Below are 22,888 nucleotides of genomic sequence, written 5' to 3' on the forward strand. Positions count from 1 at the left end.
GACAAGCTCTACACCATTTGCCACAACGCCTATGGGCACCTCAACGGCAGCGTGGAGGCGGTGCTTGAGGCCAATCCCGGACTGGCCGCCGAGCCTGAGCCGTATCGCGGCGGTCTGCTGATTCTGCTGCCGGATCTGCTGCAGGCCAGCGATGAGCAGGCGGTTCAGCTCTGGAGCTGAGCGTTACGCGTAACACGCTATGTAAATCTGAGCCTCGCCGTTGTGCGGGGCTTTTTTGTGGGAGCTGGATATGACACCTCTGTTTCGCATCGTTGCCGATGGCAGCGACATAACTCGCATGATCAATGACCGGTTGCTGTTGCTGCGCACCACGGACAAGCCCGGGATGGAGTCGGACGAGTTTGAGTTGCGAATCGATGACCGTGACGGCGCGGTAACGCTGCCGGCACGGGGTGCCAGCATCGAAATCTATCTGGGCTATGCCGGGTCGACCTTGTCCCGGGAGGGCCGCTATGTGGTTGATAAGGTCGAAGTGTCAGGCCCTCCGGACACGCTGGTTATTAGCGGCCAGGCCAGCGACATGCGCGGCAGTGGCAAGACCACCCGCAGCGGTAGCTGGGAAGGCGACAGCTTGGCCACCATCGTCAGCACAGTGGCGAGGCGTAATGGATGGGAGCCAGCCTGCACGGTGGCCACGATCGTGCCCCGGGCTGACCAGTTGGGCGAGTCGGACTTTAATTTCATCACCCGACTGGCTCGGCAGCACGACTGCACTGCCAAAGTCGCGGACGGCAAGCTGATCGTCATACCGCGACAGGGCAGCGTTACGGCGAGCGGCAAGACACTGGGCGTCGTCACCATCAACAAATCGGACGTCAGCCGCTACAGCTTTCAGTTGGGCGATCGATCAACCCACAAGGCCGTCAACACCAAGTACCAGGACAAGGCCACCGGCAAGCTGGTGGTGGTGAATCTGAACAACGACGACTCTCCGGACGGACTGCCTCCGGTGCATACCGATCGGCATATCCACCCGAACAAGACAGCCGCCGAGCAGGCCGCCAAGGCACGCTTGGCAGCATTCAACCGCTCGACTGCAGACGTACGGCTGGAAATGCCCGGCCGTTCCGATTTGTTCGCCGAACGGATGATCAACGCTCAAGGGTTTAAGGACGGGCTCAATGGTGAGTACCTGGTGGATTCCCGGGAGCAGGTTTTCACCCAGTCCGGTTGGTCGACCACCATCGAGTGCAATGCCGGCAAAAAGGGCAAGGCTAAGGCTAGGGGCAAGAAGCCCGAAAAGACCCTAAAGGTCATTAACCTCAATTCCAATTAACTCCGGCCCGCCTTGTGCGGGTTTTTCGTAAAGGCAACCTATGTCGCTTACCAAGCAGCAACTCTTGCAGATCCTCCCGAGCGCCGGCCAATCAGCCGGCGTTTTTGTGTCCGCACTAAACACCGCCATGAACCACTACCAGATCGTTGGTCTGAAGCGCGTGGCGGCGTTCATTGCGCAGGTCGGCCATGAGTCCGGCCAGTTCCTCTATGTCCGCGAACTGGGCAACGACCAGTACCTGAGTAAGTACGACACCGGCTCACTCGCCAAGCGCTTGGGGAACACGCCAGAGGCTGATGGTGACGGTCAGAAGTATCGCGGACGTGGCCTGATCCAGATCACCGGCCGGGCCAACTACGTCGAGTGCGGCGAAGCCCTGGGCCTTGACCTGGTCAATCACCCCGAGCTGCTGGAGAAACCACAACACGCCTGTATGTCCGCTGCGTGGTTCTGGTCGAGCCGAGGCCTGAGCACCTTGGCCGATGCGGGCAAGTTCGACACGATCACTCGGCGCATTAACGGCGGTCAGAACGGCGCAGCGGATCGTCAGGCGCTGTACGCCCGGGCGCTGAAGGTGTTGGTGTGAAGATAGACGCGGTGAAGTGGGGTGGGGTGCTGCTGATCATCCTGGCCCTGATGGCGGGCAGCGCGTGGGCCGCATGGGAGTGGCAAGCCAACGCCTACGGCCAGCAACTGGCCGCCAAGGAAGCGACACATCAAACCGCGCTAACCGATTTAGCCAATGCCAGCGCCGCGTTAGTGCTGGCCGAGCAGGGCAAGCGCTTTGCCCTCGAGCAGTGGCTGGCAGCCAGCGAGCAAGCCAATTACCGAGTTTTGAACGATGAGAGAACGAAACAAGCACGCCTGCGTGATCGCCTTGCTACTGCTGACCTGCGGCTGTCAGTCCAACTCGACGCCACTGCCGCACCTGGTTGTGACGGAATGCAAGCCCCCACCGGTACCGGCGGCGTGGTTCATGGTGCCCGTAGAGCCCAACTTGACCCAGCGCATGCTCAACGAATTATCGGAATCATCGGCGACGGCGACCAAGGACTGATCGCGCTGCAGGCCTGTCAGGCCTACGCAAAAGAAGTCTCAGATAAGAAGTAAAAGGAGCTGAGGTTCTAGAGGTTTTGTTCCCAAAGCTTGCTAGGATAGCTTGGCTAATATCTCGTTTTACCATAGGAACAGCGGGGAAAATGGAAACTACACGTTGTATGACGTGAAATTCACAAGGGGATTCTTATGGTTGGAAAGCCTACTGATGATAGCCCAAATACACCTTCTCAACCCAGTGAAGGCATTCCTGCTCCTAGTGGAGCGGCCAATCTGATCGATACTGACTATGTCATCGGTCAAGACAATATCAAGGGAAAATTTTCGTTCTCACTCGATATCCACGGCAAAGTATTCATCATTTCAGCAGCCACCATTTTGCTGTTTGTGATTTTGACACTGGCTTTGCAGAACGAAGTAGAACCCCTCTTTAGCTCCATCCGAAACTGGTTAACCAGTCACCTAGCCTGGCTCTTCATGAGCATTGCGAATATTTTTGTTTTGCTATGCATTGCTCTTATTTTCTCTCCGCTGGGAAAGGTTCGCTTGGGCGGCAGAGATGCCAAACCAGACCATAGTTACGTCGGTTGGTTTTCAATGCTATTTGCTGCTGGGATGGGCATTGGATTGATGTTTTACGGGGTAGCCGAACCCATGTCGCATTACGCTGCCTCTATGGGCGGTGTGTCAGTTGATGCGAGCGGAATGCGAACTGATTGGGCGCCACTAGACGGTGCCGCAGGAGATATGAAGGCATCCGCTGACTTAGCGATGGCGGCTACGATCTTTCACTGGGGACTCCATCCTTGGGCGATATACGCGATTGTAGCGCTGTCTTTAGCTTTGTTTTCTTACAACAAAGGCTTGCCGCTTTCAATACGCTCAATTTTTTATCCATTATTGGGTGAGCGTGTCTGGGGATGGCCGGGACATATCATCGACATTCTAGCGGTATTTGCCACGCTATTTGGTTTGGCGACCTCTTTAGGAATTGGTGCAGAACAGGCTGCTGCAGGGATTGAGTATCTCTTTGGAATTCAATCGACGAATCTAAGCAAGGTTGTACTGATCGTTGGTATCACCATAATCGCTCTTTGGTCAGTCCTTGCCGGTTTGGACAAAGGTGTCAAAATGCTTTCCCAGATTAATATGGGACTAGCACTGCTCTTGTTGGTATTCGTCATCATTGTCGGGCCGACCTTGGCTATTTTCACGGGATTCTTTAATAATCTAGTGACTTATGTTGAGTATTTGCCCGCGCTCTCAAACCCATTTGGACGTACTGATACCGAGTTCACACAAGGATGGACTGCCTTCTACTGGGCTTGGTGGATTAGTTGGTCGCCATTTGTAGGCATGTTTATCGCTCGCGTCAGCCGTGGTCGAACTGTCAGAGAGTTTCTGATCTCCGTTCTGCTTGTGCCTTCAGTAGTTTCTGTACTATGGATGACTACGTTTGGCGGTACAGCAATTGACCAAGTGACCACTCAAAGCCTTATGGGAGTCAAGGACGCGGTCCTAGAGCTGAAATTGTTCGCCATGCTGGGAGAGCTCCCCCTCAAGGAGATCAGCTCATTCATAGGTATTATTCTCGTCATAGTGTTTTTTATTACTTCCTCTGACTCGGGATCGTTGGTGATCGATACCATCACAGCTGGAGGCAAGGTTGACGCACCTGTTCCTCAGCGGGTGTTCTGGGCGATAATCGAAGGCGTGATTGCGATTGCCCTGCTATTGGGGGGTGGTCTGGTGGCACTGCAGGCAATGGCAGTATCCACGGGGTTGCCTTTCGCAATAGTTTTAATGGTAGGGTGTATATCCTTAGTGAAAGGATTAATGTCCGAGCCTCGTTAGTTAATATGAACTAGGCTATATATAAGATTGACCTCAAGCTTCAAGGTGTAACATATATCTGCTTGCACCTTGAAGCTATGAACTTGATTCAATTCCAGAACTCACCGATCGGTGAATCACCCCTGCTTTTGTAGAGCATTGAATGACTGCTTTTGGTTTATAGCCAAATGGCCCATGCAAACGGCTGCAATCGACCCTAAGCTGCCCTTCGCGAAAGGCAGCAATCGGCCAATACCGGACGTTCATGACGACCGCTTCCGCCCCAAAGCTGACAGTGGACGATCTGCGGTTGCTTCGACGCTTTTCAATGAGCATCATCAGTACTCGACAAGGAGACGTCCCCAATGACTCCACCAATGCTTCATTTGATGTCAGGCAAGATTGCATCCGGCAAATCGACGCTGGCCAAGTCCTTGGCATCTGAACGGTCGGCTATTCTGATGAGTGAGGATTATTGGCTCTCAAGGCTTTATCCTGACCAGATCCATTCAGTGGCCGATTATGTGCGGCTTGCACGTCAGATCGGGCACTGGTGGGCCCGCTTGTCACCGATGTGCTGAAGGCTGGCGTGACTGTGATTTTGGATTTCCCGGCCAACACTCCAGAGGATCGACAATGGTTATGCGGTCTGGCTGACGCAGCCGAAATTCCCCACTGTTTCCACTACATCGAAGTGGATGATGAGACCTGTCGGGGCCGGCTACATCAGCGCAATGGCCGCGCAGAGCATGAGTTTGCAGCAAGCGACGCTGAGTTCGATTTGATCACGAGCTACTTTCGTGCTCCGGATGCAGATGAGGGAATCCAGATTAAAATTCACCGCTTCTGAAGGGCAGTGATACCTGAGCGAATTATCTAAAAAGTCCGCTTTTGGCCGATAGCAGCCTGTTACGCAGGGCTGCCTCCGGTCAAAAGCGGACGCTCAAACTGATGCCACTTTCGACTGAATAGAGTCAGTTTGTCAGTGCTCAATCAACGTATCGATGCCATCCGGCTTGTCGTGAACACCGAATCGATCCAAGAGTGTGGAGGTTGCTTGGTTCATACCGATAACATCGACCTGAACGCCCTCACGACGAAGCTTGAGCACGACCTTATCCAGCGCTGCGACTGCCGTAATGTCCCAAAAGTGGGAGTCACGAAGATCAATCGTGAGGGTCTCAAGCTTTTCACTGAGGTCGAAGGCGTTGATGAATCGATCTGCTGAACCGAAGAACACCTGCCCGATCACATAGTACGTGCGGTGATTATGTTTAGGATCATGTTTAGAGGTGATATCCAGATAATGCGCAATTTTGTTAGCGAAGAACATGGCAGCTAGCAAGGTACCCGCTACGACGCCATAGGCAAGGTTGTGCGTAGCGACGACCACTACCACCGTCACGATCATCACAATGTTCGTGGAGAGCGGGTACTCTTTGAGGTTGCGGATGGAGCCCCAGCTGAAGGTACTGATTGACACCATGATCATCACCGCGACCAAGGCGGCCATCGGTATCCGGGCCAGCCAATCACCAAGGAAGATCATCATGATCAGTAGCAGTACACCTGCGCTTAACGTTGACAGGCGAGTTCGGCCACCTGACTTCACATTGATCATCGACTGACCGATCATTGCACAACCCGCCATACCGCCGATGAGACCGCTCGCGATGTTGGCGATGCCCTGACCTTTGCACTCACGGCTCTTATCGCTAGGTGTATCGGTCAGGTCATCGACGATAGTCGCAGTCATCATCGACTCCAGCAAACCCACCACTGCCAACGCAGCGGAGTACGGAAGTACGATAAGTAGAGTATTCAGGTTCAGCGGCACGTCAGGCCACATGAAGATAGGCAAACTATCAGGCAGTGAGCCCATATCCCCAACAGTACGGATATGAAGCCCCCAATAAACCGAAATCGCGGTGAGCATCAAGATGCAAACCAGTGGCGAGGGGAGCAGCTTGCCCACCATGGGTAAGCGTGGAAACAGATAGATGATTGCCAATCCCCCAGCAGTCATCGCATAGACGGGCCAGGTGACTCCAGTGAGTTCTGGCAGCTGAGCCATGAAAATTAGGATCGCGAGCGCATTGACGAATCCGGTTACGACCGAGCGTGAAACGAAGCGCATCAACTCTCCTAAGCGCAGGTAACCAGCAATAATCTGCAATACGCCGCAGAGTAGTGTGGCGACCAACAAATATTGAAGACCATGATCCTTGACCAGATTAACCATCAATAACGCCATGGCACCGGTGGCCGCCGAGATCATCGCTGGGCGACCGCCTAAGAAGGCAATTACGGTACAGATACAGAAGGAGGCATAGAGGCCGACCTTGGGGTCAACTCCGGCAATGATGGAGAATGCGATGGCCTCAGGAATGAGGGCCAGTGCAACGACGAGACCAGCGAGGACATCCGCCCTGACATTCGATAGCCAAGTAGCTTTGATATTTTCAAGCATTGATTTTACCCATAGCAGGCACTGCATGATGCGCAGCGTTGGGTGCTGAGCCATGCAGGTGCGTCTATTTCAATTGATTTGTGGGTTAGCCACGGCCAAAAAAGCAGCGCGGCAAGGTACGACCGCAGCTAGTGGCAGTCAGAGTGTTGCGAGGGGGCGTAGCGCTAAGGCGGCGTAGGCAGCCAGTTGGAGCGAGACAAGATATTTTCCTTGGATATGCTCAGGAAGGCGGGGAAAGGATAACTGGTCAAACCACCCGGCCGCAACCGAGAAAAGATGGGCGCGCCTTCATTTTCTTTTGAGATAGGCATGACCGCTCCCGGCTAGGAACGATACCTTGCTGACTACAAAATGAGTGCCGGTTCGAGGTTCGCCTGCGAGTGGTCCTATGATGCCGTAACTATGCCGCCTTGAAGGGGGGCAGGTGTGTAAAAGGCGGAATGGTGATGTGGCGAGATGAGTATTTATTGCGCCCACTCTATTATGAGCTAAAGTCAAACCATTGAAATAGAGCCTTGCACAAGGAAGAGCAATGGATCAGCAACTCATTTGGATGTCAGTGGCCATGACTTCTCTCTGGATTACGGCTTTTTCATTGATTTTGTACGCACTGGCCGAGTAGTCAAAAAGCAAAGCCCCGGAGTTTCGTGGCTCCAGGGCTTCTATTTTCGCCTCCATCCCTTAATGTCTGACGAACGTGGCGCCGAGATTACCAGCGATGTGCAGGCGAATCACTACCGTAAATGATTGATTGTATCCGGTCTCCGGGCTCAAAAAGATTTATTGTCCCTAATGGCATTCGGTGGTGCAGGGAAAGCAGCGCTTTGCCGTCAATTACAATAAAAAAGATGAGTAAGGACTCTAAATGCCTGATAACGCTAGACGTCTAACGATTTTGATCGACCCTGAGACTAAAAAAAACTCGAAGAACTCGCTCGCAAATCTGACCTAACCGTCTCACAAATACTTAGGAGGCTCTTAAAAAATCATTTAAAAGACTTTGCTGCTCCAGCCGACAAGCCAGATGCCTCAGGACGGTAGTCTCCGCAGTTCAGTTTCGAGACTTCAGCACCGCAAGTGTCAGCTTGATGAGCTCCTCGTTGCGGCGATCGTGTCCAGGGTACCGCGGACGTCCTCGGCGACCTGTGCTGAGCCGCGGGCCTCCATCCAGTTGGAGAGCTCCATGATGGCGGCCTCTAGGGCGAGTTGATGCTCGTTGAGTTTGTAGGGCAGGGAAGGGAAGGGAGCAGGTCAGTGTTAGACATCGCGAAGCCTTATGTTTAGCGAGATGTAGACGTTTCCACTTGCATGGGGTGCTAGGGCACCTTGTGACTTTTAGCTGTCGTCGGATCTAATGTCGCAGGTATAACAATCGTCCCATCGTCCCATCGTCCCATCGTCCCATCGTCCCATCTAGTGTTTAGCGTTGGTTTTTCGATTTCTCTACCGGGTGAATCGCCCCGGGTTTCCTAGACACTCTCCAGGCTCGCTGCGTAACGCTTTTCAAACTCTACCGGTGACAGCTGATTGTTGAAACTGTGGCGTCGTTTTGGGTTGTAAAACATCTCGATGTAATCGAACACATCATCCCGAGCATCCTGGCGTGTAGTGTAGATTTTACGCTTGATCCGCTCCCGCTTTAGCAGCTGGAAAAAGCTCTCCGCTACAGCGTTGTCGTGGCAGTTACCTCGACGACTCATGCTGGCTACCAGGTTGTTAGCTTTCAAGAAGCTTCGCCAGTCTGAGCTGCTGTACTGACTGCCTTGATCCGAGTGGATCATCACCTCTTGCTTCGGCTTACGTCTCCAAACCGCCATCAGCAGTGCATCAATGGCTACGTCGCTGGTCATCTGCGACTTCATTGACCAACCAATGATCTGGCGTGAAAACAGATCGAGCACCACGGCCAAATACAGCCAGCCTTCATATGTTCGGATGTAGGTAATGTCTGTGACCCAGACTTTGTTGGGTTCTCTGACATCGAATTGGCGCTTCAGTAAGTTCGGTGAGGCAACGGCTGGTTTACCGCCATATTTTCCCGGCCTCCGTCGATACCCAGTCTGAGAACGTAAACCTTCAAGGCGCATCAACCTAGCTACCCGGTGACGGCCACAGCTCTCACCAACCTCTCGCAGGTCATCATGGATCTTGCGATAGCCATAAACACCACCGCTTTCCAACCAGGAGTGTTTGATCAGTCCAAGCAGTCGCTGATCGTCCTTGGCTCGCGCAGATTTTGGTTCTGATAGCCACGCGTAGTAGCCGCTGGGATGAACCTTGAGCGTCAGGCAAAGCCGTCGAATCGCGTAATGACCCGCTTGCTGCTTAATAAAGGCGTACTTCAGCCGCACTCCTTGGCAAAGTACGCGGCGGCCTTTTTTAAGATGTCTCGCTCCTCCGTCACCCGTTTCAGCTCGGCCCGTAGACGACGAACCTCAGCGCTCTGATCATCCTCCTCAACGCGCTGTTCCTGGGGCTTGGTGTAGCGCTTAACCCAAGCATAGAGGCTGTGCACGGACACACCCAATCGTGCAGCCACCTCCGAGACAGGAAGCTTCTTTTCGGTCACTTGTTTGACCGCCTGGATTTTGAATTCTTCGGGATATCGCTGGTTGCTCATGGCACCTCCTAATGGGCCTCATTTTAAGGCTTGGAGGTGTCTACGAAACTAGGGGCGATTCAGGGAGTCAAAAAATCCTCCGTACAAGATGTGGATTTCAGGTAATCGGCATTAGCAAAATAATGGCCTCAGTAAAACCTAAAATTCGCACGTTATTTGCGAATATAAGGTGCTTGGAAGCTGTCAATCTTATGAGATATTTTCCGGTAATTAGGGCAAAGCTAGGGCAAATTACAGTCCGTTCGGGGCCGCTTTAGGCTTTCTTGAATCGATGAAGAAGCCCGTATTTAAAGCCCTGAGCGGTATAGGCCGAATTTAGAAAACGTTCGAATCCCTATCCTTTGACTATCTCGCGGATAGGTGTGAATCAGTTCCGCACCTAAAAACGCACCCCTTTATTTACCTAGGGTGCGTCTAGGTATATTATGGTTTTTTGCGGAATCGAATATCAGCCAAGGTTATGATTTGTATAGAAAAAAAAGCGGATTGCAAATCCGCCCACGCCGGTTCGATTCCGGCTTCGGCCTCCACATTCAAAGCCCCGCAGATTAACGTCTGCGGGGCTTTTTTGTGGTCGCGGGAAAGTCAGGGGGCGACGCTTCAACGGGTGGAGTCTCGTGTCCAGGGGCCTTTCGTCACTCTGCTGCGTGTCACTGGGCAGTAAGTCGCCGTATGGCGTTCAAGACATTTTGCCTCGTGGCCTAGATCGCGTATTATTCCGACACTAAATATAGGCATTTCCTAAGACAATTCGGCTATAGACCTTATTCGTCACGTGTACGCAGCAAGTCAGTCGCAGATACATCGACAACCTCCAGGTGACGCTTAACAACGTGTCGGCATTAAACCCGCTCGGCATGCAGCCATCGACAGGATGGGATGGTGGTCATGAGTATTTTTAAGGAATGGTTTTGACAAAACGTAGACAGGTAGCAATTGTTGGTAATTCTTTCCGTTTTCCCGGTTCCACGGCCAGCAGCTTCTGGCAGAACCTGATGGAAGGGCGCGATCTGGTGACTCAGGTCGATGCCTCGCGCTGGGAACATGCCGAGTTTCTACACCCTGACAAAGCCAGTCCGGCCACCACGTATACCTTCGCCTCGGGTTCTCTGGGCGATATAACCGCTTTTGATGCGGGCTTCTTCAGCATTTCGCCGCGCGAAGCCATGATGATGGATCCGCAGCAGCGCATGCTGCTCGAAATGTGCTGGGAAACCTTCGAAAACGCCGGGGTTAAACCGTCCAGCCTGCGCGGCAGCAACTGTGGCGTTTACCTGGGTATCGCCAGCGTCGAGCAGGCCTACCGTGTGGTCGATGACATGGCGTCCATCGACGCGGCCACGGCTACCGGCAATACCATGAGTATTGCGGCCAATCGTCTGTCCTTCTTTTACGATCTGCGTGGCCCGAGCATGGCCATCGACACCGCGTGTTCGTCTTCACTGGTGGCCTTCCATCAGGCGTGTCAGGCGATTCTCAGCGGTGATATCGATCAGGCTGTGACCGGCGGCATTAGCCTGCACATGCACCCGTTCGGCTTCATGATTTTTGCCAAGGCCTCGATGTTGTCGCGTACCGGGCGTTGCCAGTCGTTTGACCAGAACGGTGATGGCTATGCGCGTTCGGAGGGCGGTGGACTGTTCCTGCTCAAGGACTACGATCAGGCGCTGGCGGACGGCAACCCGATTTTGGCCGTGGTCGCGGCCAGTGCGGTCAATACCGATGGCCGCAAGTCGAGCCTGACACTGCCCAGCGCTGAAGCGCAGGCGGCGCTGCTCAAAGGCATCTACGCCAAGGTCGGTATCGACCCCTCGCAGCTGGACTATCTCGAAGCCCACGGCACCGGCACCGCAGTGGGTGACCCCATTGAGAGCCGTGCCATTGGTGAATCATTGGGTCAGGCACGCGGGGCGGGTAACCCGCTGCCGATAGGGTCTGTTAAAAGCAACATGGGGCATCTCGAGGCGGCATCGGGTGTGGCGGGGCTGATGAAGGCCCTCAATTGCCTGAGTGAGCGGATGGTACCTGCGACCATCGGCGGCGATGCACTCAACCCGACGATTCCGTTTGCCGACCTCAACCTGCAGGTGGTTACCGCCAATCAGCCGCTCAAGGCTGAAGGGCAACTGACTGTCGGTATCAACTCTTTCGGGTTTGGCGGCGCCAACGCTCACGTTATTTTGCAAAGCGCCGAGCCGCTGGCCGCCTCGCGCGCGTCAACGCCTGTCCGCCGTCTGCCGTTGATGCTCAGCGCCAAAGACGCCGACGGCCTACGTGCAACCGCTCAGGATTACGCTGATTATCTGGCGTCCAGGCCTGAAGCCGATTTTTACGACGTGGCCTATCAGGCCCTGTTTCGCCGTGATGCCCACAGCCATCGCTTGTTGCTGATTGGCTCCGATTGTGCCGAAGCTGCGCAAGCGCTGGCCGACTATGCCCAAGACCCGAGCCTCAGCGAATTGAGCTCCGTGGTTGAAGCCGGTCAGGCGCTGGACAACGCTCAGGGTCCGGTCTTTATCTACTCGGGTAACGGCTCGCAATGGCAAGGCATGGGCCGGGCGATGCTCGGCGACCCGGTGTTTGAATCGGCTGTGGCCGAAGTCGATGCACTGTTCCAGCCGTTGGCCGGTTATTCGCTGCGGGCTGAACTGTCGGGTGAAAACGGCGACGACCGTTATGTCCGTACCGAGATTGCGCAACCCGCACTGTTTGCCTTGCAAGTTGCAGTCACTCGCGTGCTGGCGGCGCAAGGTTTTCATCCGTCTGCGGTGATCGGGCACAGCGTCGGCGAAGTCGCGGCTGCCTGGGCCAGCGGCGCCCTGAGCCTCGAAGACGCGACCCAAGTGATTTTCCATCGCAGTCGTCTGCAAGGGCTGACCCGGGGGACTGGCCGTATGGCCGCCGTCGGCCTCTGCGCCGAAGCAACCTCGGCAGTGCTGGTGGAGCTGGGGCTGGAGCAGTTGCTGGTGATCGCGGGCGAAAACAGCTCCCGTGGCGCCACGGTAGCTGGTCCGCTTGAAGCGTTGACTCAACTGGAGCAAGTGTTGAGCGAGCGCCAGGTGTTTATCCGCCTGCTGGACCTGGACTACGCGTTCCATTCCCCGAGCATGAACCCTATAGAGCAGCAAGTGATTGCTGATCTGGCGCACATCCGTCCGCGCAGTACCACATTGCCGTTCTATTCCACGGTGGTCGGCGCCGAGCTGGAGGGTGAGCGTCTGGACAGCCACTACTGGTGGCAGAACATTCGCATGCCGGTGTTGTTCCAGGGGGCGATGGATGCACTGGTGGAGCAGGGCTTCAACCTGTTTGTCGAGGTGGGCCCGCACCCGATCCTGCGCTCCTATGTCACGGATGCACTGACCAGCGCCGAGCGCTCCGGCCAAGTGATTGCGACACTGTTGCGCATGGATAACAGCGTTTTCCTGCTGGAGCGCAGCGTTGCCAAACTGCTGATTGCCGGTGCGCAACCACAGTGGCAAACGCACTTTCCGGTCATCGGGCGCCATGTAAAGCTGCCGAACTACAGCTGGCAGCGCGAACACTTTTATCTGCCGGTCAGCGCCGAGTCGCTCGGGGTGCTGCAACGCAAGCGCGTGCACCCGTTGTTGGGCCACTTGCTGCCTGATCGTGCACTGACCTGGGAAAACCGCCTCGATACCCAGGTGTTTCCGAGTCTGGGTGATCACAAGGTCGGTGAAGCGGTACTGTTTCCGGGCGCTGGCTTTAGTGAGCTGGCGCTGGCGGCGGCCTTGCAGCACCAGCCGGGTGAGTTCGTCGACATCGAAGAACTGGAAATTCACAACCCGCTGCTGCTCAGCCATGACGGCAGTAAAAAAATCCGGATCAATATCGAGCCGGCTGATGGCACTTTGCATATTGCTTCCCGTGGCCTGGCCCAGCATGAAGAATGGGTACAGCACGTGGTGGCGCGGCTGCCCGGTGAAGCCCGAGGCGTGATGCTGGGCGGGCGTGCACCGGCTTTGCCGTCGCGTCCGGCGGACTTTACCGGTGCGCAGCATTTGGCGCTGACCTGTGCGGTGGGCCTGAACTACGGCCCGGCTTATCAAACCGTCGCGGCAGTGTGGGTCGAGCCAGCGCGCATCCTTGCGCAATTGAGCGTGCCCGAGGTCATCCGCCCTGAAATGGACGACCTGTATGTGCACCCGGCGTTGCTGGATGGCGCGTTCCAGCTGATTACCGAATTGCTGGTGGGCCAGCCCGGCACGAACAAGGGGCTGGCGTTTATTCCGGTGAAACTGGGACGCATCGCCTACGCCAAGGCGGGCGGCGTGCCCTGCCTGGCGGAAGTGCGCCAACTCAAGCGTACCGAGCATTCGTTGCTGGTGGATTTCACCCTGTTCGACGCTACTGGCGCTGCCGTGTTGTCGATAAAGGACGCGCGCTTTCGTGGTGTGCGTCTGCAGCGTGATCGCAACGGCGATATCAAGCACATGGCGCATGTGGGCCTGGCTGCTCCCGGTCAGGTCACCCCCGTGCAGCGTGAAGCCAGCGGCAGCACGCCGCTGCTGACGCATTTCCAGACGCTGGCCGATGAGCCTGTGCAGTTGTGCTACCTGAACGAAGTCGAGCCGTTGCTGGATGTGTTGTGCGCAAGCTTTGTGCAGGACCTGATCGAGCAAGCGGGTGGTCAACTGAGCGCAGAGCAAATTGACCTGTGGTCGCAACAGGAGGGCGTTTCCAGCCACTACCTCAGCACCTTGCTGCGCCTGGGCCTGGAAGACGGCAGCTTGAGCCGCGATGCCACTGGCAGCGTGAGCGTTGTCGATGCTGCTGAGCGTCCTTCCAGCCAAGCCATTTGGCAAGAGCTGTTCCAGAGCTATCCGGAGCATTTCCAGCTGATTCATTCGGTGGGCCGCATCGGCCGCCATTTGCAGGCATTGCTTAACGGGGAACAAACCCTTGAGCAACTGCTGCCCCGCGAAACCAGTGGCGCCAACCTGGTGCGTCTGGTGCTGGGTGCGGTTGGCCAGCAACGTTTGTTGGCCGGTGTGCGCGATACCCTTGCGCAGCGTTTGGCAGCGTTGCCTGACGGCCAGCGCCTTCGGGTGCTGGAACTGGGCCTGGGCGGGCCGTCGTTTGCCGAGTCGCTGTACGCCGGGATCGATTTTGATCGCGTCGATTACACCTATTGCGTAGCGGAGCCGGAGTTGGCGCAGATGCTGCGCGTTGATTGCCCGGCGCTGAACCTGATTGATTTCGCGCAACTGAGTGCTGCCGGCAACTTTGACTGGGTGCTGGTGCCCAGCGATCTGGCGGCTCTGGATGCCGTGGGCGAAGCGCTGCGCCAGGCCGGGAGCCATCTCAACCCGCATGGCGAAGTGGCGCTGCTGGCACAACACCCTGCGCGCTGGGCCGACTTTGTGTTCGGTGCCCAGAGTGACTGGTGGCTGGCAGGTCCGGAACAGGCATTGTCGCGCCAACAGCGCCCGTCGTTCTGGCAGGTAGAGCTGCAACGCCACGGTCTGAACCTGACCCATACCCTTGAGGCCTTGCCGGGCAATGCCTGTGGCAGTTATCTGTTGCTGGCCGGCAAGCTCGACAACACCGGCAACGTGGCACCTGAGGTGACCGTGCAGCACTGGGCGTTGCTGGCGCAAGCTCAACACGCGGGTGCAGAGCAACTGGCCCACGCCTTGCGTGAGCAAGGCCAGGCGGTAAGCCTGCTGGTGCCGGGCGATGCTCAGGCGGTGGCGCAGCAATTGCTGGCGCTGGATCAAGCCCCTGATCATGTCGTGCACTTGGCCGGGCTTGACGCGGAACACGGTCTGGACGCGCAAGGTGCCCGCTGCATGCAGGCGGCTGCGCTGGTCCAGGCATGCGAATCGTTGGGCATGGCCCCGACGTGCTGGCTGCTCAGCCGTGGTGCGGCCGGCCATTGGTACGGTGCCGAACCTGCGACGGATGTGGATGCCATTGCCGATGCGGCCTTCTGGGGCTTTGGCCGGACCCTGGCCAATGAATCTGCCAGCTGTCGCATCCGCCTGCTGGATGTGGCTCACAACGCGCCGTTGGTCAGTCTGATCCCGGCTCTGCTGCATGCCGATGGCGAGACCGAGATGGCCATTACGGCTGACGGTCAACGCTATGTACCGCGTCTGCGGGTGCTGGCGGAACAGATCCAGGCAGTTGATGCCAAGGACAGCCGAATCAGTCTGGGCTTTGACCTGCCGGGTCAATTGCGCAACCTGCGTTGGGAAGTGCGCGATCCAAGTGTGCCGGCGGTAGATGAACTGGACATTGCCGTACGCGCCACGGGCCTCAACTTCCGCGACGTGATGTTTGCACTGGGGCTGTTGTCCGATGAAGCCATCGAGAACGGTTTCTCTGGCCCGACCCTGGGTTTCGAATTTTCCGGTGTGGTGCAAGGCAAGGGCGCTGAAGTCTTGGGCGATTTTGCCCCCGGCGACCGGGTCGTTGGCTTTGGCCCCTGCAGTTTTGCCAACCGTCTGGTGACCAACGCCAACGCGGTGGCGAAAATCCCGACTGGGATGTCGTTCGAGGCGGCTGCGACTATTCCGAGTACGTTCTTCACCGTGTACTACGCGTTGCATTATTTGGCGCGTCTGGAACCGGGCGAGAAAGTCCTGATCCACGGTGCTGCGGGCGGTGTCGGTATTGCCGCGATTCAAATCGCCAAATGGTGCGGTGCCGAGATCTATGCCACCGCTGGCAGTGACGAAAAACGCGACTTCCTGCGCCTGCTGGGTGTTGAGCACATCTTCGATTCCCGCTCGCTGGCGTATGCCGATGAAGTGCTGGCGGTGACTGGCGGGCGGGGTGTCGACGTGGTGCTCAACTCGCTGGCAGGTGAGGCGATCAACCGTAACCTGCGAGTCCTTAAACCGTTCGGCCGCTTCCTTGAGTTGGGCAAGCGCGACTTCTACCAGAACACCCGTATTGGTTTGCGGCCGTTTCGCAATAACATCAGCTACTTCGGCATCGACGCCGACCAGTTGATGAGCGAGCGCCCGGATCTGACCCGACGTCTGTTCGGCAACATGATGGAGCTGTTCGAGCAAGGCATCCTGCACCCGCTGCCGTTCCGCGAATTCGACGCCAACCAGGTGGTCGAAGCGTTCCGCTACATGCAGCAGGCGCGTCAGATCGGCAAGATCGTCGTGACCTATGGCAACCCCATCGAACACTTGGTCGAAACCCGTGTCCAGCCAGAGAAGGCGCTGCAACTCAGTGGCGAAGCGACTTATCTGGTCACGGGCGGGGTGGGTGGCTTTGGCTTGCGTACCGCGCAGTGGCTGGTGGACAAGGGCGCACGGCACCTGGTGCTGCTGGGCCGCCGTGGCGCGGCCAGTCTTGAGGTTCAACCGAGCCTGGCCGTGTGGCACGCGCAAGGTATTGATGTGCAAGCAGTGGCGTGTGACATCACCGATGAAGTGCAACTGCGCGGTGTCTTTGAGCGCATCGCCGCCAGTCCGTACCCGCTACGGGGCTTGGTGCACGCGGCCACCGTCATCGACGACAGCCTGATCCGCAATCTCGACGCCGAGCAATTGCAACGGGTGCTGGAACCCAAGGCCAAAGGTGCGCAATACCTGCACCAACTGACCCGTGAGCTGGCGCTGGACTTCTTTGTGATGTTCTCGTCGGCCACCACACTGTTCGGTAACCCTGGACAGGCCAACTACGTGGCGGCCAACCATTGGCTTGAAGCGCTGGCGCGATATCGCCGTGCTCAAGGGCTGGCGGCGACCGCCGTGCTGTGGGGCGCGATTGACGATGTCGGCTTTCTGGCCCGCAACGAACAGATCAAGGATGCGCTGCAAAGCCGTATGGGCGGCGCTGCGTTGCGTGCCGAAGTCGCGTTGTCGCACCTGGAGCAGATGTTGCTCAACGGCGATGACGGCACCGGCGTGCTGGAGCTGGAATGGAAAGCCCTGTCGCGTTTCCTGCCAAGCGCCGCGTCCCCGCGCTTCCTGGAGTTGGTGCGCGCTCACGGCGGAGATCAGGAAGACGACAACGACGCCGAAGACATTCAACGCATGCTCGTCGAGCTGGACGATGACCAACTGCTGGAGCGTTTTGCTGAACTGCTCAAGCACGAGGTGTGTGAAATTCTGCGCCTGCCGGCATCGCGTCTGGATGCACAGCGGCCGTTGCAGGAGCTGGGACTGGACTCATTGATGAGTGTCGAGCTGATCGTGGCCCTGGAAGAGCGTTTTGGCGTTCGCCTGCCGGTCATGGAACTCAGCGAAAGCTCCAGCATTGACAAGCTAAGCGTGCGTATCTTGAGCCTGCTGCGTGGTGAGGCGTCGGCCAACGAGTCGTCGGCACCTGCAGCGATGGCTGAAAGTGTCCTGGCTCGTCACGGCACGCACATGACCCAGGAACAAGTGGCCGAGCTGACCGAAAGTGTCGCAACACCTAACCGTTTGATTCAGTGAGTGATACCTGCTTGAGTGAGATAAGTGCAAAAACCCCCGGCGGTCTGAGTGGGGGTATCAAGCAACGGTTGATCCAGCAAGCACTGGAGCGCCGTCGCAGCGGTGCAGAAGCAGCAGACAGCAATGGCGCGACCCTTGAGCAGGCGCAGCAGGCGGCACTGAAAGTACCCGAGGCGTTTTACCGGTTCGATCAGTATCCCGGCTATCAGCAGATGCAGTTCATGCAGCAAAGTGCTGCGCGCATGGGGTTGGGCAACCCGTTTTTCCGTTTGCATGACGGACTGGCGGGGGCTGAAACCTGCATTGGCGGTCGGGACTACGTGAACTTTGCCAGTTATAACTACCTGGGCTACTCCGGGCATCCGGCCGTGGCCCAGGCGGCCAAGGACGCGATAGATCGTTACGGCACCTCGGTATCGGCCAGTCGCGTGGTGTCCGGTGATCGACCGTTGCACCGTGAGCTGGAGCGCGAGTTGGCCAGCTTTTACCAAGTGGATGATGCGGTTGTGTTTGTCAGCGGTCATGCCACGAACGTCACCACCATCGGCTATCTGTTCGGCCCTCGGGATTTAGTGCTTCATGATGAATTGGTGCATAACAGTGTGTTGCAAGGCATTCAGCTCTCGGGTGCCCGCCGCCTGAGCTTTGCTCACAACGACTGGCAAGCGCTGGACCGGATCCTGGGTGAACAACGCCAGTATTTTGAGCGAGTGCTGGTGGTGGTCGAAGGCATTTACAGCATGGACGGCGACTATCCGGACTTGCCGCGATTCGTCGAACTCAAGCGCAAGCACAAAATCTTCCTGATGGTCGATGAGGCTCATTCCCTGGGCGTCATGGGGGCGACAGGCAAGGGCATTCGTGAACACTTCGGCCTGGCCGGGGATGACGTCGACATCTGGATGGGGACCCTGAGCAAGACCCTCGCCAGCTGCGGTGGCTACATTGCGGGTAATACGGCGCTGGTGGAGCATTTGAAGTTTCTGGCGCCGGGTTTTCTCTACAGTGTGGGCATGCCGCCATCCGTCACGGCATCGGCCTTGGCGGCACTGCGCTGCCTCGTCAATGATCATGAGCGGGTGCAGACCGTCCAGGCCCGTGGCGAGCAGTTTTTGCGATTGGCCAAGGCGGCCGGGCTGGATACGGCAACCAGTACCGGGCTGGCCGTGATACCGGTGATTACCGGCAGTTCGCTCAAGGCGGGACGGCTGTCCAGCGCCTTGTTTGAACGGGGGATCAATGCTCAACCGATCCTCTACCCGGCAGTACCGGAGCAAGCTGCGCGGGTGCGCTTTTTTGTGTCGTGTGAACACACTGAAGAGCAGATCAGCCAGACGGTGGCCATCGTGGCTGAAGAAATGGCAAAACTGGGCTGAACGGCCAACCGGGCGCCTTCAAAAAAATTGAAGGCGCCGGGCTTGCATGCGGCCTGAAATTTTAAATAAACGGTTTTTCATAGGCATTGAGCTGTTCGATGAACCGCCAATGACTGCGTTTATCAAAGCCCATGATGCGCTTGAGACGAATGTCCCAGCGCATGTGGTGGTTGGCGATCCATGGCAGCGCGAACAGGTGGGCACCGCGCCAGGGGATAAACGGGTTGCGGCGCAGGCTTGCGTAGATTTCTACGCGGTGGCTCGGGCGTAAACTCGGGCAGCGGGCGTGGAAGCCTGATGTGTCGGCCACCACCAGCGTATTGGCGGGAACCGAGAAACGCCGCGGTGGCGGTAAGCCCAGCCCGGGCAATTCATGCTCATAAATCCGGAACGAACCCTCGCGGTGCATTTGCTCGGGTGAGCAGGCTGCGCCCAGGCTCTGGCGATACTCCCAGGCTAACCGCTCGGGCGTCAGGCGATGAGACCCCGGCACATAGCTGAACGGCCCCTGATCGTCAGCCACGTCATCCAGAAACAACCAGGCCTTGGCGGTCGGATGGAACGTGTCAGCGTGCAGGCGGGTTTGCGGGTCTTCGTCGGTATTGACCGCATCGATCACAATCGACTGCAACTGATAGGTGATGCCGCCCGTGTTCGATGAGGCATAGGAAATCAGATCACGTACGCCGCGGTCAGCGATGAAGGCCGCTGTGGCCGGGTTTTGCGCCAGCACGTCCTGGTCCAGGCTTACGCGTCGGGTCACCGCCTTGCCCTGACGCATTTCCCAGCCAGTACTGCGCAAATCACCCAGTTCGGCACGCAAGGCCGCAAATTGCTCGGCGGGCAGGGCATTTTCGCGCACGAAGAATCCCTGTTCCTCGAAGCTTGCCAGTTCGGCCGGGTTCAGCTTCGACGCCAGTGCCCGGCGGCGCATTGCTGCCATGCTCATCGCCATTTGGCGACGTTGCACGTGCAAACCCATGGCATTGAGGCGGGCGCTGCCCAACACCGGGTTGTTCTCAAACGATTTAGCGTGGGTCAGCAGTTGCAGGCAATGCCATGGCAGCGCTGCATAACGGCCCAGATCCTTCAATGAAGCAGACATGGACTAATCCTTTAGCGGAGCCACTGCACGGGGAAAACCGAGCATGGTCCGGGTGTAATTGAGCAATGCCCGAACGCGCGGCCGTTGGCTCAGGCGTGGCGGGCGAGGGTTCGACAGGCATGTTAGCGCATGCCACGCATCGCAGGGCAACGCGGTGTGGGGGTCGTTATAGCGCGCATAGCGCAACAGGACTCCGGCGACCAATTCGTCGAGGCTAAGGCGCCGGGTACGGCGGGTCAACGGCTGCTGGTCCTGAGTCAGACCCCAGCCGGCATAAAACGGGGTGCCATAGGTGACGACGGTCAAATTGCGCAGCAAGGCTTCGAAGCCGGCAGTCGAACTGAGGGTGTGTACTTCATCGACCTGGGCGTAGAGCCGGGTGATATCGGTACCGGGCAACACTTGATCGGCCAGCCCGAGCAACTCGGCGTCGCTCACGCGGCCGCACCGTTTGCCCGCTTCGACATCCGGGTGCGGCTTGTACACGATCCAGGCATCCGGTGCAGTGCTGCGAACGTGCCTGAGCAGCGCCAGATTGCCGTGCAGGGCAGTAATACTGCAGCGCAGTGAGGCGTCGTCTTCCACTTGGCCGGGTACCAGAATCCGGCGCTGGCCAGGACGTGCCCGTACGCGGTGATCGGCGTCACTTTTGAGGTTGAACTTGCTGGCGCCCAACGCCACGATCCGCTCGCGCAGTCGGGCGGCTTCTGCCAGCGTAGCAGCGTCAAAGTCGCCGTGTTCGAGCAGGGTTTCCAGGTCAGAAGGCGCGCCGGCATCGTAGTGGATGCCGCTGCGGTCGAGCACCAGCGACACTGCCGGGGCGTTGAGCGAGCCCAGCCCGTTGGAGCGTAAAAAGCCGTCTTCGATTCGCCATACCGGTACGTTCGCGGCCTGAGCGCGGGCCTTGAGGCCGGTCGGTTCACGGGCAGCCCACACCAGCAAGGTGCCGCGCTTGGCGGCCACATTCTCCAGGAGCGTCGGGCTGTCTGTGGTGAACGTCAACTGACCCCAGCGGCTGCTGAAAAAACGCCGCAGGTTGTACTGTTTATGCCGTTTGATCCCGAGCACCGTGATGTTCCCGGCAAACTCGGCATCTTGTGCTTTCTGTCGGGCCAACTGACGGGCGATGGTCAGGGCATCGGTCGGCAGGCTGGTGAGTGGGTCGACATAGCGGCTGTAGCGTATGTAAGCGGCTGCTACCAGTTGCACCAGGTCCGGTCGGGCCTGGCGCCGGGGGATGGGCATGCGGTCGTCCGTGAGGCCCCAGCCTGCATAGAAAGGCAGGCCAAAGCAGGTCACGGGCACGCCTTGAATCAAGGCTTCAAGACCCGCCTGACTGGTACCGATGTAGACCCGGCGCGCACGCCGTGCCAGCGAAGCCCAGGACACCGGTCGGCTTTCCAGCGGGACACCCCGTGCAGTTGCGGCGGCGAGCAGGCAACTGGGTTTTTGCCCGCCAATGCAGTCCGGATGAATGCGAACACGGACGTCGGCGTCCGGGTTTTCGGCGATGGCCACGTCTAGCATGCGCACATAATCGGCTTCGCACAGCCCGCCACCCGGAATCGAATAATCGCCGGCGGTCTGATCCACCACCAATATCAACGGCCGCTCGCGGCCCAGCGGGTCGGCAGGGTCAAGGTCGGGCGCGTTGTTGTATTTGCCGATGCCGGTACGACGCATCAAATCGATCAGTAGGCGGGCACTTTGCAGTTCGTCGGGGTGAAGGCTGTCGGGGTTCTGAAGAATATTTTCCAGCAGAGAAGGGCGATCAGCCAGGTAGTGGATACCCACCGGGTCGACCACCATGGACATTGGCGTGTCACCTTCGATACCCAGTGACGAAGAGCGCAGAAAACCGTCTTCCAGTGCGATGTAGGTCAAGCCCCAGCGCTGGCACAGTACCCGCGCGTGAGCCGATGACTGTTTGTAGCCGATCCCGGCGATCGCTTTCAGGTCTTTGGGCGCATGCCGACCGCGCTGCCACAGCCAGAATGGCTCGCCTTCCGGGCCGAGAAACTGCGGCAAATGCAGCACCTTCCACGCCACCCATTGGGACATGATGCCGATCCAGCCGGGCCCTTCAACCAGCGGCTGCAAAGGGCTGACGGGGGTGTTGAAACCGCTCATGGCTGAGCCTCCACGTCGCGGCGCATGCTGCGCACCGGCGGCCACGGCACCCAGCGCTTGCGCAGCAGGCTAAAACCGTTTTGCAGGTACAGATGGCGTGCGCGGTCATTGGCCAGCGGCACTTCCAGATAAACAGCTGCAAATCCGCAGGTCGCGGCCAGTTTGCTACACGCCTGCAGCAGCGCGCTGGCGATGCCGTGATTGCGCGCCGATTTGCGAACCCGCAAGCCGTACAGCAAGAACGGGTAACGCCATTCGCGCCACTCGCTCAGGCAGAACGCGGCAAACCGCAGGGTGCCGCTGAGCCAGCCAAATTCGCGAACAAACGGTTTGATGCGCAACGCAAACGGCCCGCGCATCCGGTACTTGAGTGCGGCATAGCCCACGGCATGTCCGTCTTCGAAGGCCAGCAGTATGCGGTCCCAATGTATGTTCTCGCCCAACAGGCGCTGGCGGGAGGCCGAGTTGCCGAGGATAAAGGACAGCGACCCCCGGCCATCGGTCACCAGGCGTGAGAGCTTGGGATCGGCGAGCAGGTCGGGCGTCAGGCTCGACCCCGGCACGATGGCGACCATGGG

Annotated in this window: 12 protein-coding genes and 3 pseudogenes; 9 read left to right on the forward strand and 6 right to left on the reverse strand. The window is 57.8% G+C overall.

Annotated elements, in window-relative coordinates; translation table 11 throughout:
- From AWM69_RS07660 to AWM69_RS07685, 6 genes and pseudogenes are all read left to right on the forward strand, one after another.
- Positions 1 to 180: tail protein X (locus AWM69_RS07660; RefSeq protein ID WP_256930237.1), on the forward strand; the 180-nt coding region annotated here is incomplete at its 5' end.
- A gap of 70 nt (positions 181 to 250) precedes the next feature.
- Positions 251 to 1,297, forward strand: coding sequence for a phage late control D family protein (locus AWM69_RS07665; protein WP_218726155.1), 1,047 nt, complete (start codon positions 251 to 253; stop codon positions 1,295 to 1,297).
- Positions 1,298 to 1,337: 40 nt separating this feature from the next.
- On the forward strand, positions 1,338 to 1,883 hold the full coding sequence (locus AWM69_RS07670; protein WP_218726156.1) for a glycoside hydrolase family 19 protein: 546 nt from the start codon (positions 1,338 to 1,340) through the stop codon (positions 1,881 to 1,883).
- Positions 1,880 to 2,407 (forward strand): lysis protein, encoded by a 528-nt coding sequence (locus AWM69_RS07675; RefSeq protein ID WP_218726157.1) that lies wholly within the window; start codon positions 1,880 to 1,882, stop codon positions 2,405 to 2,407. Before AWM69_RS07670 ends, AWM69_RS07675 begins: the two co-directional genes overlap by 4 nt.
- Positions 2,408 to 2,542: 135 nt before the next feature.
- A complete protein-coding gene (locus tag AWM69_RS07680) occupies positions 2,543 to 4,207 on the forward strand; it encodes a BCCT family transporter (RefSeq protein ID WP_218726158.1) in 1,665 nt (554 codons plus the stop codon).
- Positions 4,208 to 4,551: 344 nt separating this feature from the next.
- Positions 4,552 to 5,036 (forward strand): annotated as a pseudogene (locus AWM69_RS07685) (AAA family ATPase).
- A gap of 132 nt (positions 5,037 to 5,168) precedes the next feature.
- Here the strand turns inward: AWM69_RS07685 and AWM69_RS07690 are convergent.
- On the reverse strand, positions 5,169 to 6,656 hold the full coding sequence (locus AWM69_RS07690) for a SulP family inorganic anion transporter (protein ID WP_218726562.1): 1,488 nt from the start codon (positions 6,654 to 6,656) through the stop codon (positions 5,169 to 5,171).
- Between the two features lie 927 nt (positions 6,657 to 7,583).
- On the opposite strand from AWM69_RS07690, the pseudogene AWM69_RS23085 reads away from it, so the two are divergent.
- Positions 7,584 to 7,697, forward strand: a pseudogene (locus AWM69_RS23085) (hypothetical protein); the annotation flags it as partial.
- Between the two features lie 10 nt (positions 7,698 to 7,707).
- Here the strand turns inward: AWM69_RS23085 and AWM69_RS22815 are convergent.
- Together AWM69_RS22815 and AWM69_RS07700 are read right to left on the reverse strand one after the other, a co-directional pair.
- Positions 7,708 to 7,921 (reverse strand): annotated as a pseudogene (locus tag AWM69_RS22815) (hypothetical protein).
- 204 nt (positions 7,922 to 8,125) lie between these two features.
- A protein-coding gene (locus AWM69_RS07700) for an IS3 family transposase (protein WP_088500423.1) occupies positions 8,126 to 9,276 on the reverse strand; the annotation gives its coding sequence in 2 pieces (ribosomal slippage) (positions 8,126 to 9,042 and positions 9,042 to 9,276; 1,152 coding nt in all).
- A 911-nt stretch (positions 9,277 to 10,187) separates the two neighbouring features.
- On the opposite strand from AWM69_RS07700, the gene AWM69_RS07705 reads away from it, so the two are divergent.
- Positions 10,188 to 17,699 (forward strand): type I polyketide synthase, encoded by a 7,512-nt coding sequence (locus tag AWM69_RS07705; RefSeq protein WP_218726159.1) that lies wholly within the window; start codon positions 10,188 to 10,190, stop codon positions 17,697 to 17,699.
- Between the two features lie 20 nt (positions 17,700 to 17,719).
- Entirely contained in the window at positions 17,720 to 19,075 is a 1,356-nt protein-coding gene (locus AWM69_RS07710) for an aminotransferase class I/II-fold pyridoxal phosphate-dependent enzyme (protein WP_218726563.1), read from the forward strand.
- 61 nt (positions 19,076 to 19,136) lie between these two features.
- Here AWM69_RS07710 and AWM69_RS07715 read toward each other — a convergent pair whose 3' ends face one another.
- The 3 genes from AWM69_RS07715 to AWM69_RS07725 are packed head-to-tail and all read right to left on the reverse strand — an operon-like array spanning position 19,137 to position 22,885.
- Positions 19,137 to 20,180 carry a phytanoyl-CoA dioxygenase family protein gene (locus AWM69_RS07715; RefSeq protein WP_131654722.1) on the reverse strand — a complete coding sequence of 348 codons (1,044 nt, stop codon included), beginning with the start codon at positions 20,178 to 20,180 and terminating at the stop codon, positions 19,137 to 19,139.
- A 3-nt stretch (positions 20,181 to 20,183) separates the two neighbouring features.
- Positions 20,184 to 22,310, reverse strand: a complete 2,127-nt coding sequence (locus tag AWM69_RS07720; protein ID WP_218726160.1) for a capsular polysaccharide biosynthesis protein — start codon at positions 22,308 to 22,310, stop codon at positions 20,184 to 20,186.
- Positions 22,307 to 22,885, reverse strand: a complete 579-nt coding sequence (locus AWM69_RS07725) for a GNAT family N-acetyltransferase (protein WP_218726161.1) — start codon at positions 22,883 to 22,885, stop codon at positions 22,307 to 22,309. Before AWM69_RS07725 ends, AWM69_RS07720 begins: the two co-directional genes overlap by 4 nt.
- Between the last annotated feature and the right edge of the window lie 3 nt (positions 22,886 to 22,888).

The organism is Pseudomonas sp. D1HM (assembly GCF_019266105.1).
Taxonomy (GTDB): Bacteria; Pseudomonadota; Gammaproteobacteria; order Pseudomonadales; family Pseudomonadaceae; genus Aquipseudomonas; species Aquipseudomonas taetrolens.

Bases quoted from the DNA above. Each gene is read 5' to 3' on its own strand.
- AWM69_RS07665 (WP_218726155.1), top strand. From the start codon at position 251: ATGACACCTCTGTTTCGCATCGTTGCCGATGGCAGCGACATAACTCGC.
- AWM69_RS07670 (WP_218726156.1), top strand. From the start codon at position 1,338: ATGTCGCTTACCAAGCAGCAACTCTTGCAGATCCTCCCGAGCGCCGGC.
- AWM69_RS07680 (WP_218726158.1), top strand. From the start codon at position 2,543: ATGGTTGGAAAGCCTACTGATGATAGCCCAAATACACCTTCTCAACCC.
- AWM69_RS07690 (WP_218726562.1), bottom strand. From the start codon at position 6,656: ATGCTTGAAAATATCAAAGCTACTTGGCTATCGAATGTCAGGGCGGAT.
- AWM69_RS07715 (WP_131654722.1), bottom strand. From the start codon at position 20,180: ATGTCTGCTTCATTGAAGGATCTGGGCCGTTATGCAGCGCTGCCATGG.
- AWM69_RS07720 (WP_218726160.1), bottom strand. From the start codon at position 22,310: ATGAGCGGTTTCAACACCCCCGTCAGCCCTTTGCAGCCGCTGGTTGAA.
- AWM69_RS07725 (WP_218726161.1), bottom strand. From the start codon at position 22,885: ATGGTCGCCATCGTGCCGGGGTCGAGCCTGACGCCCGACCTGCTCGCC.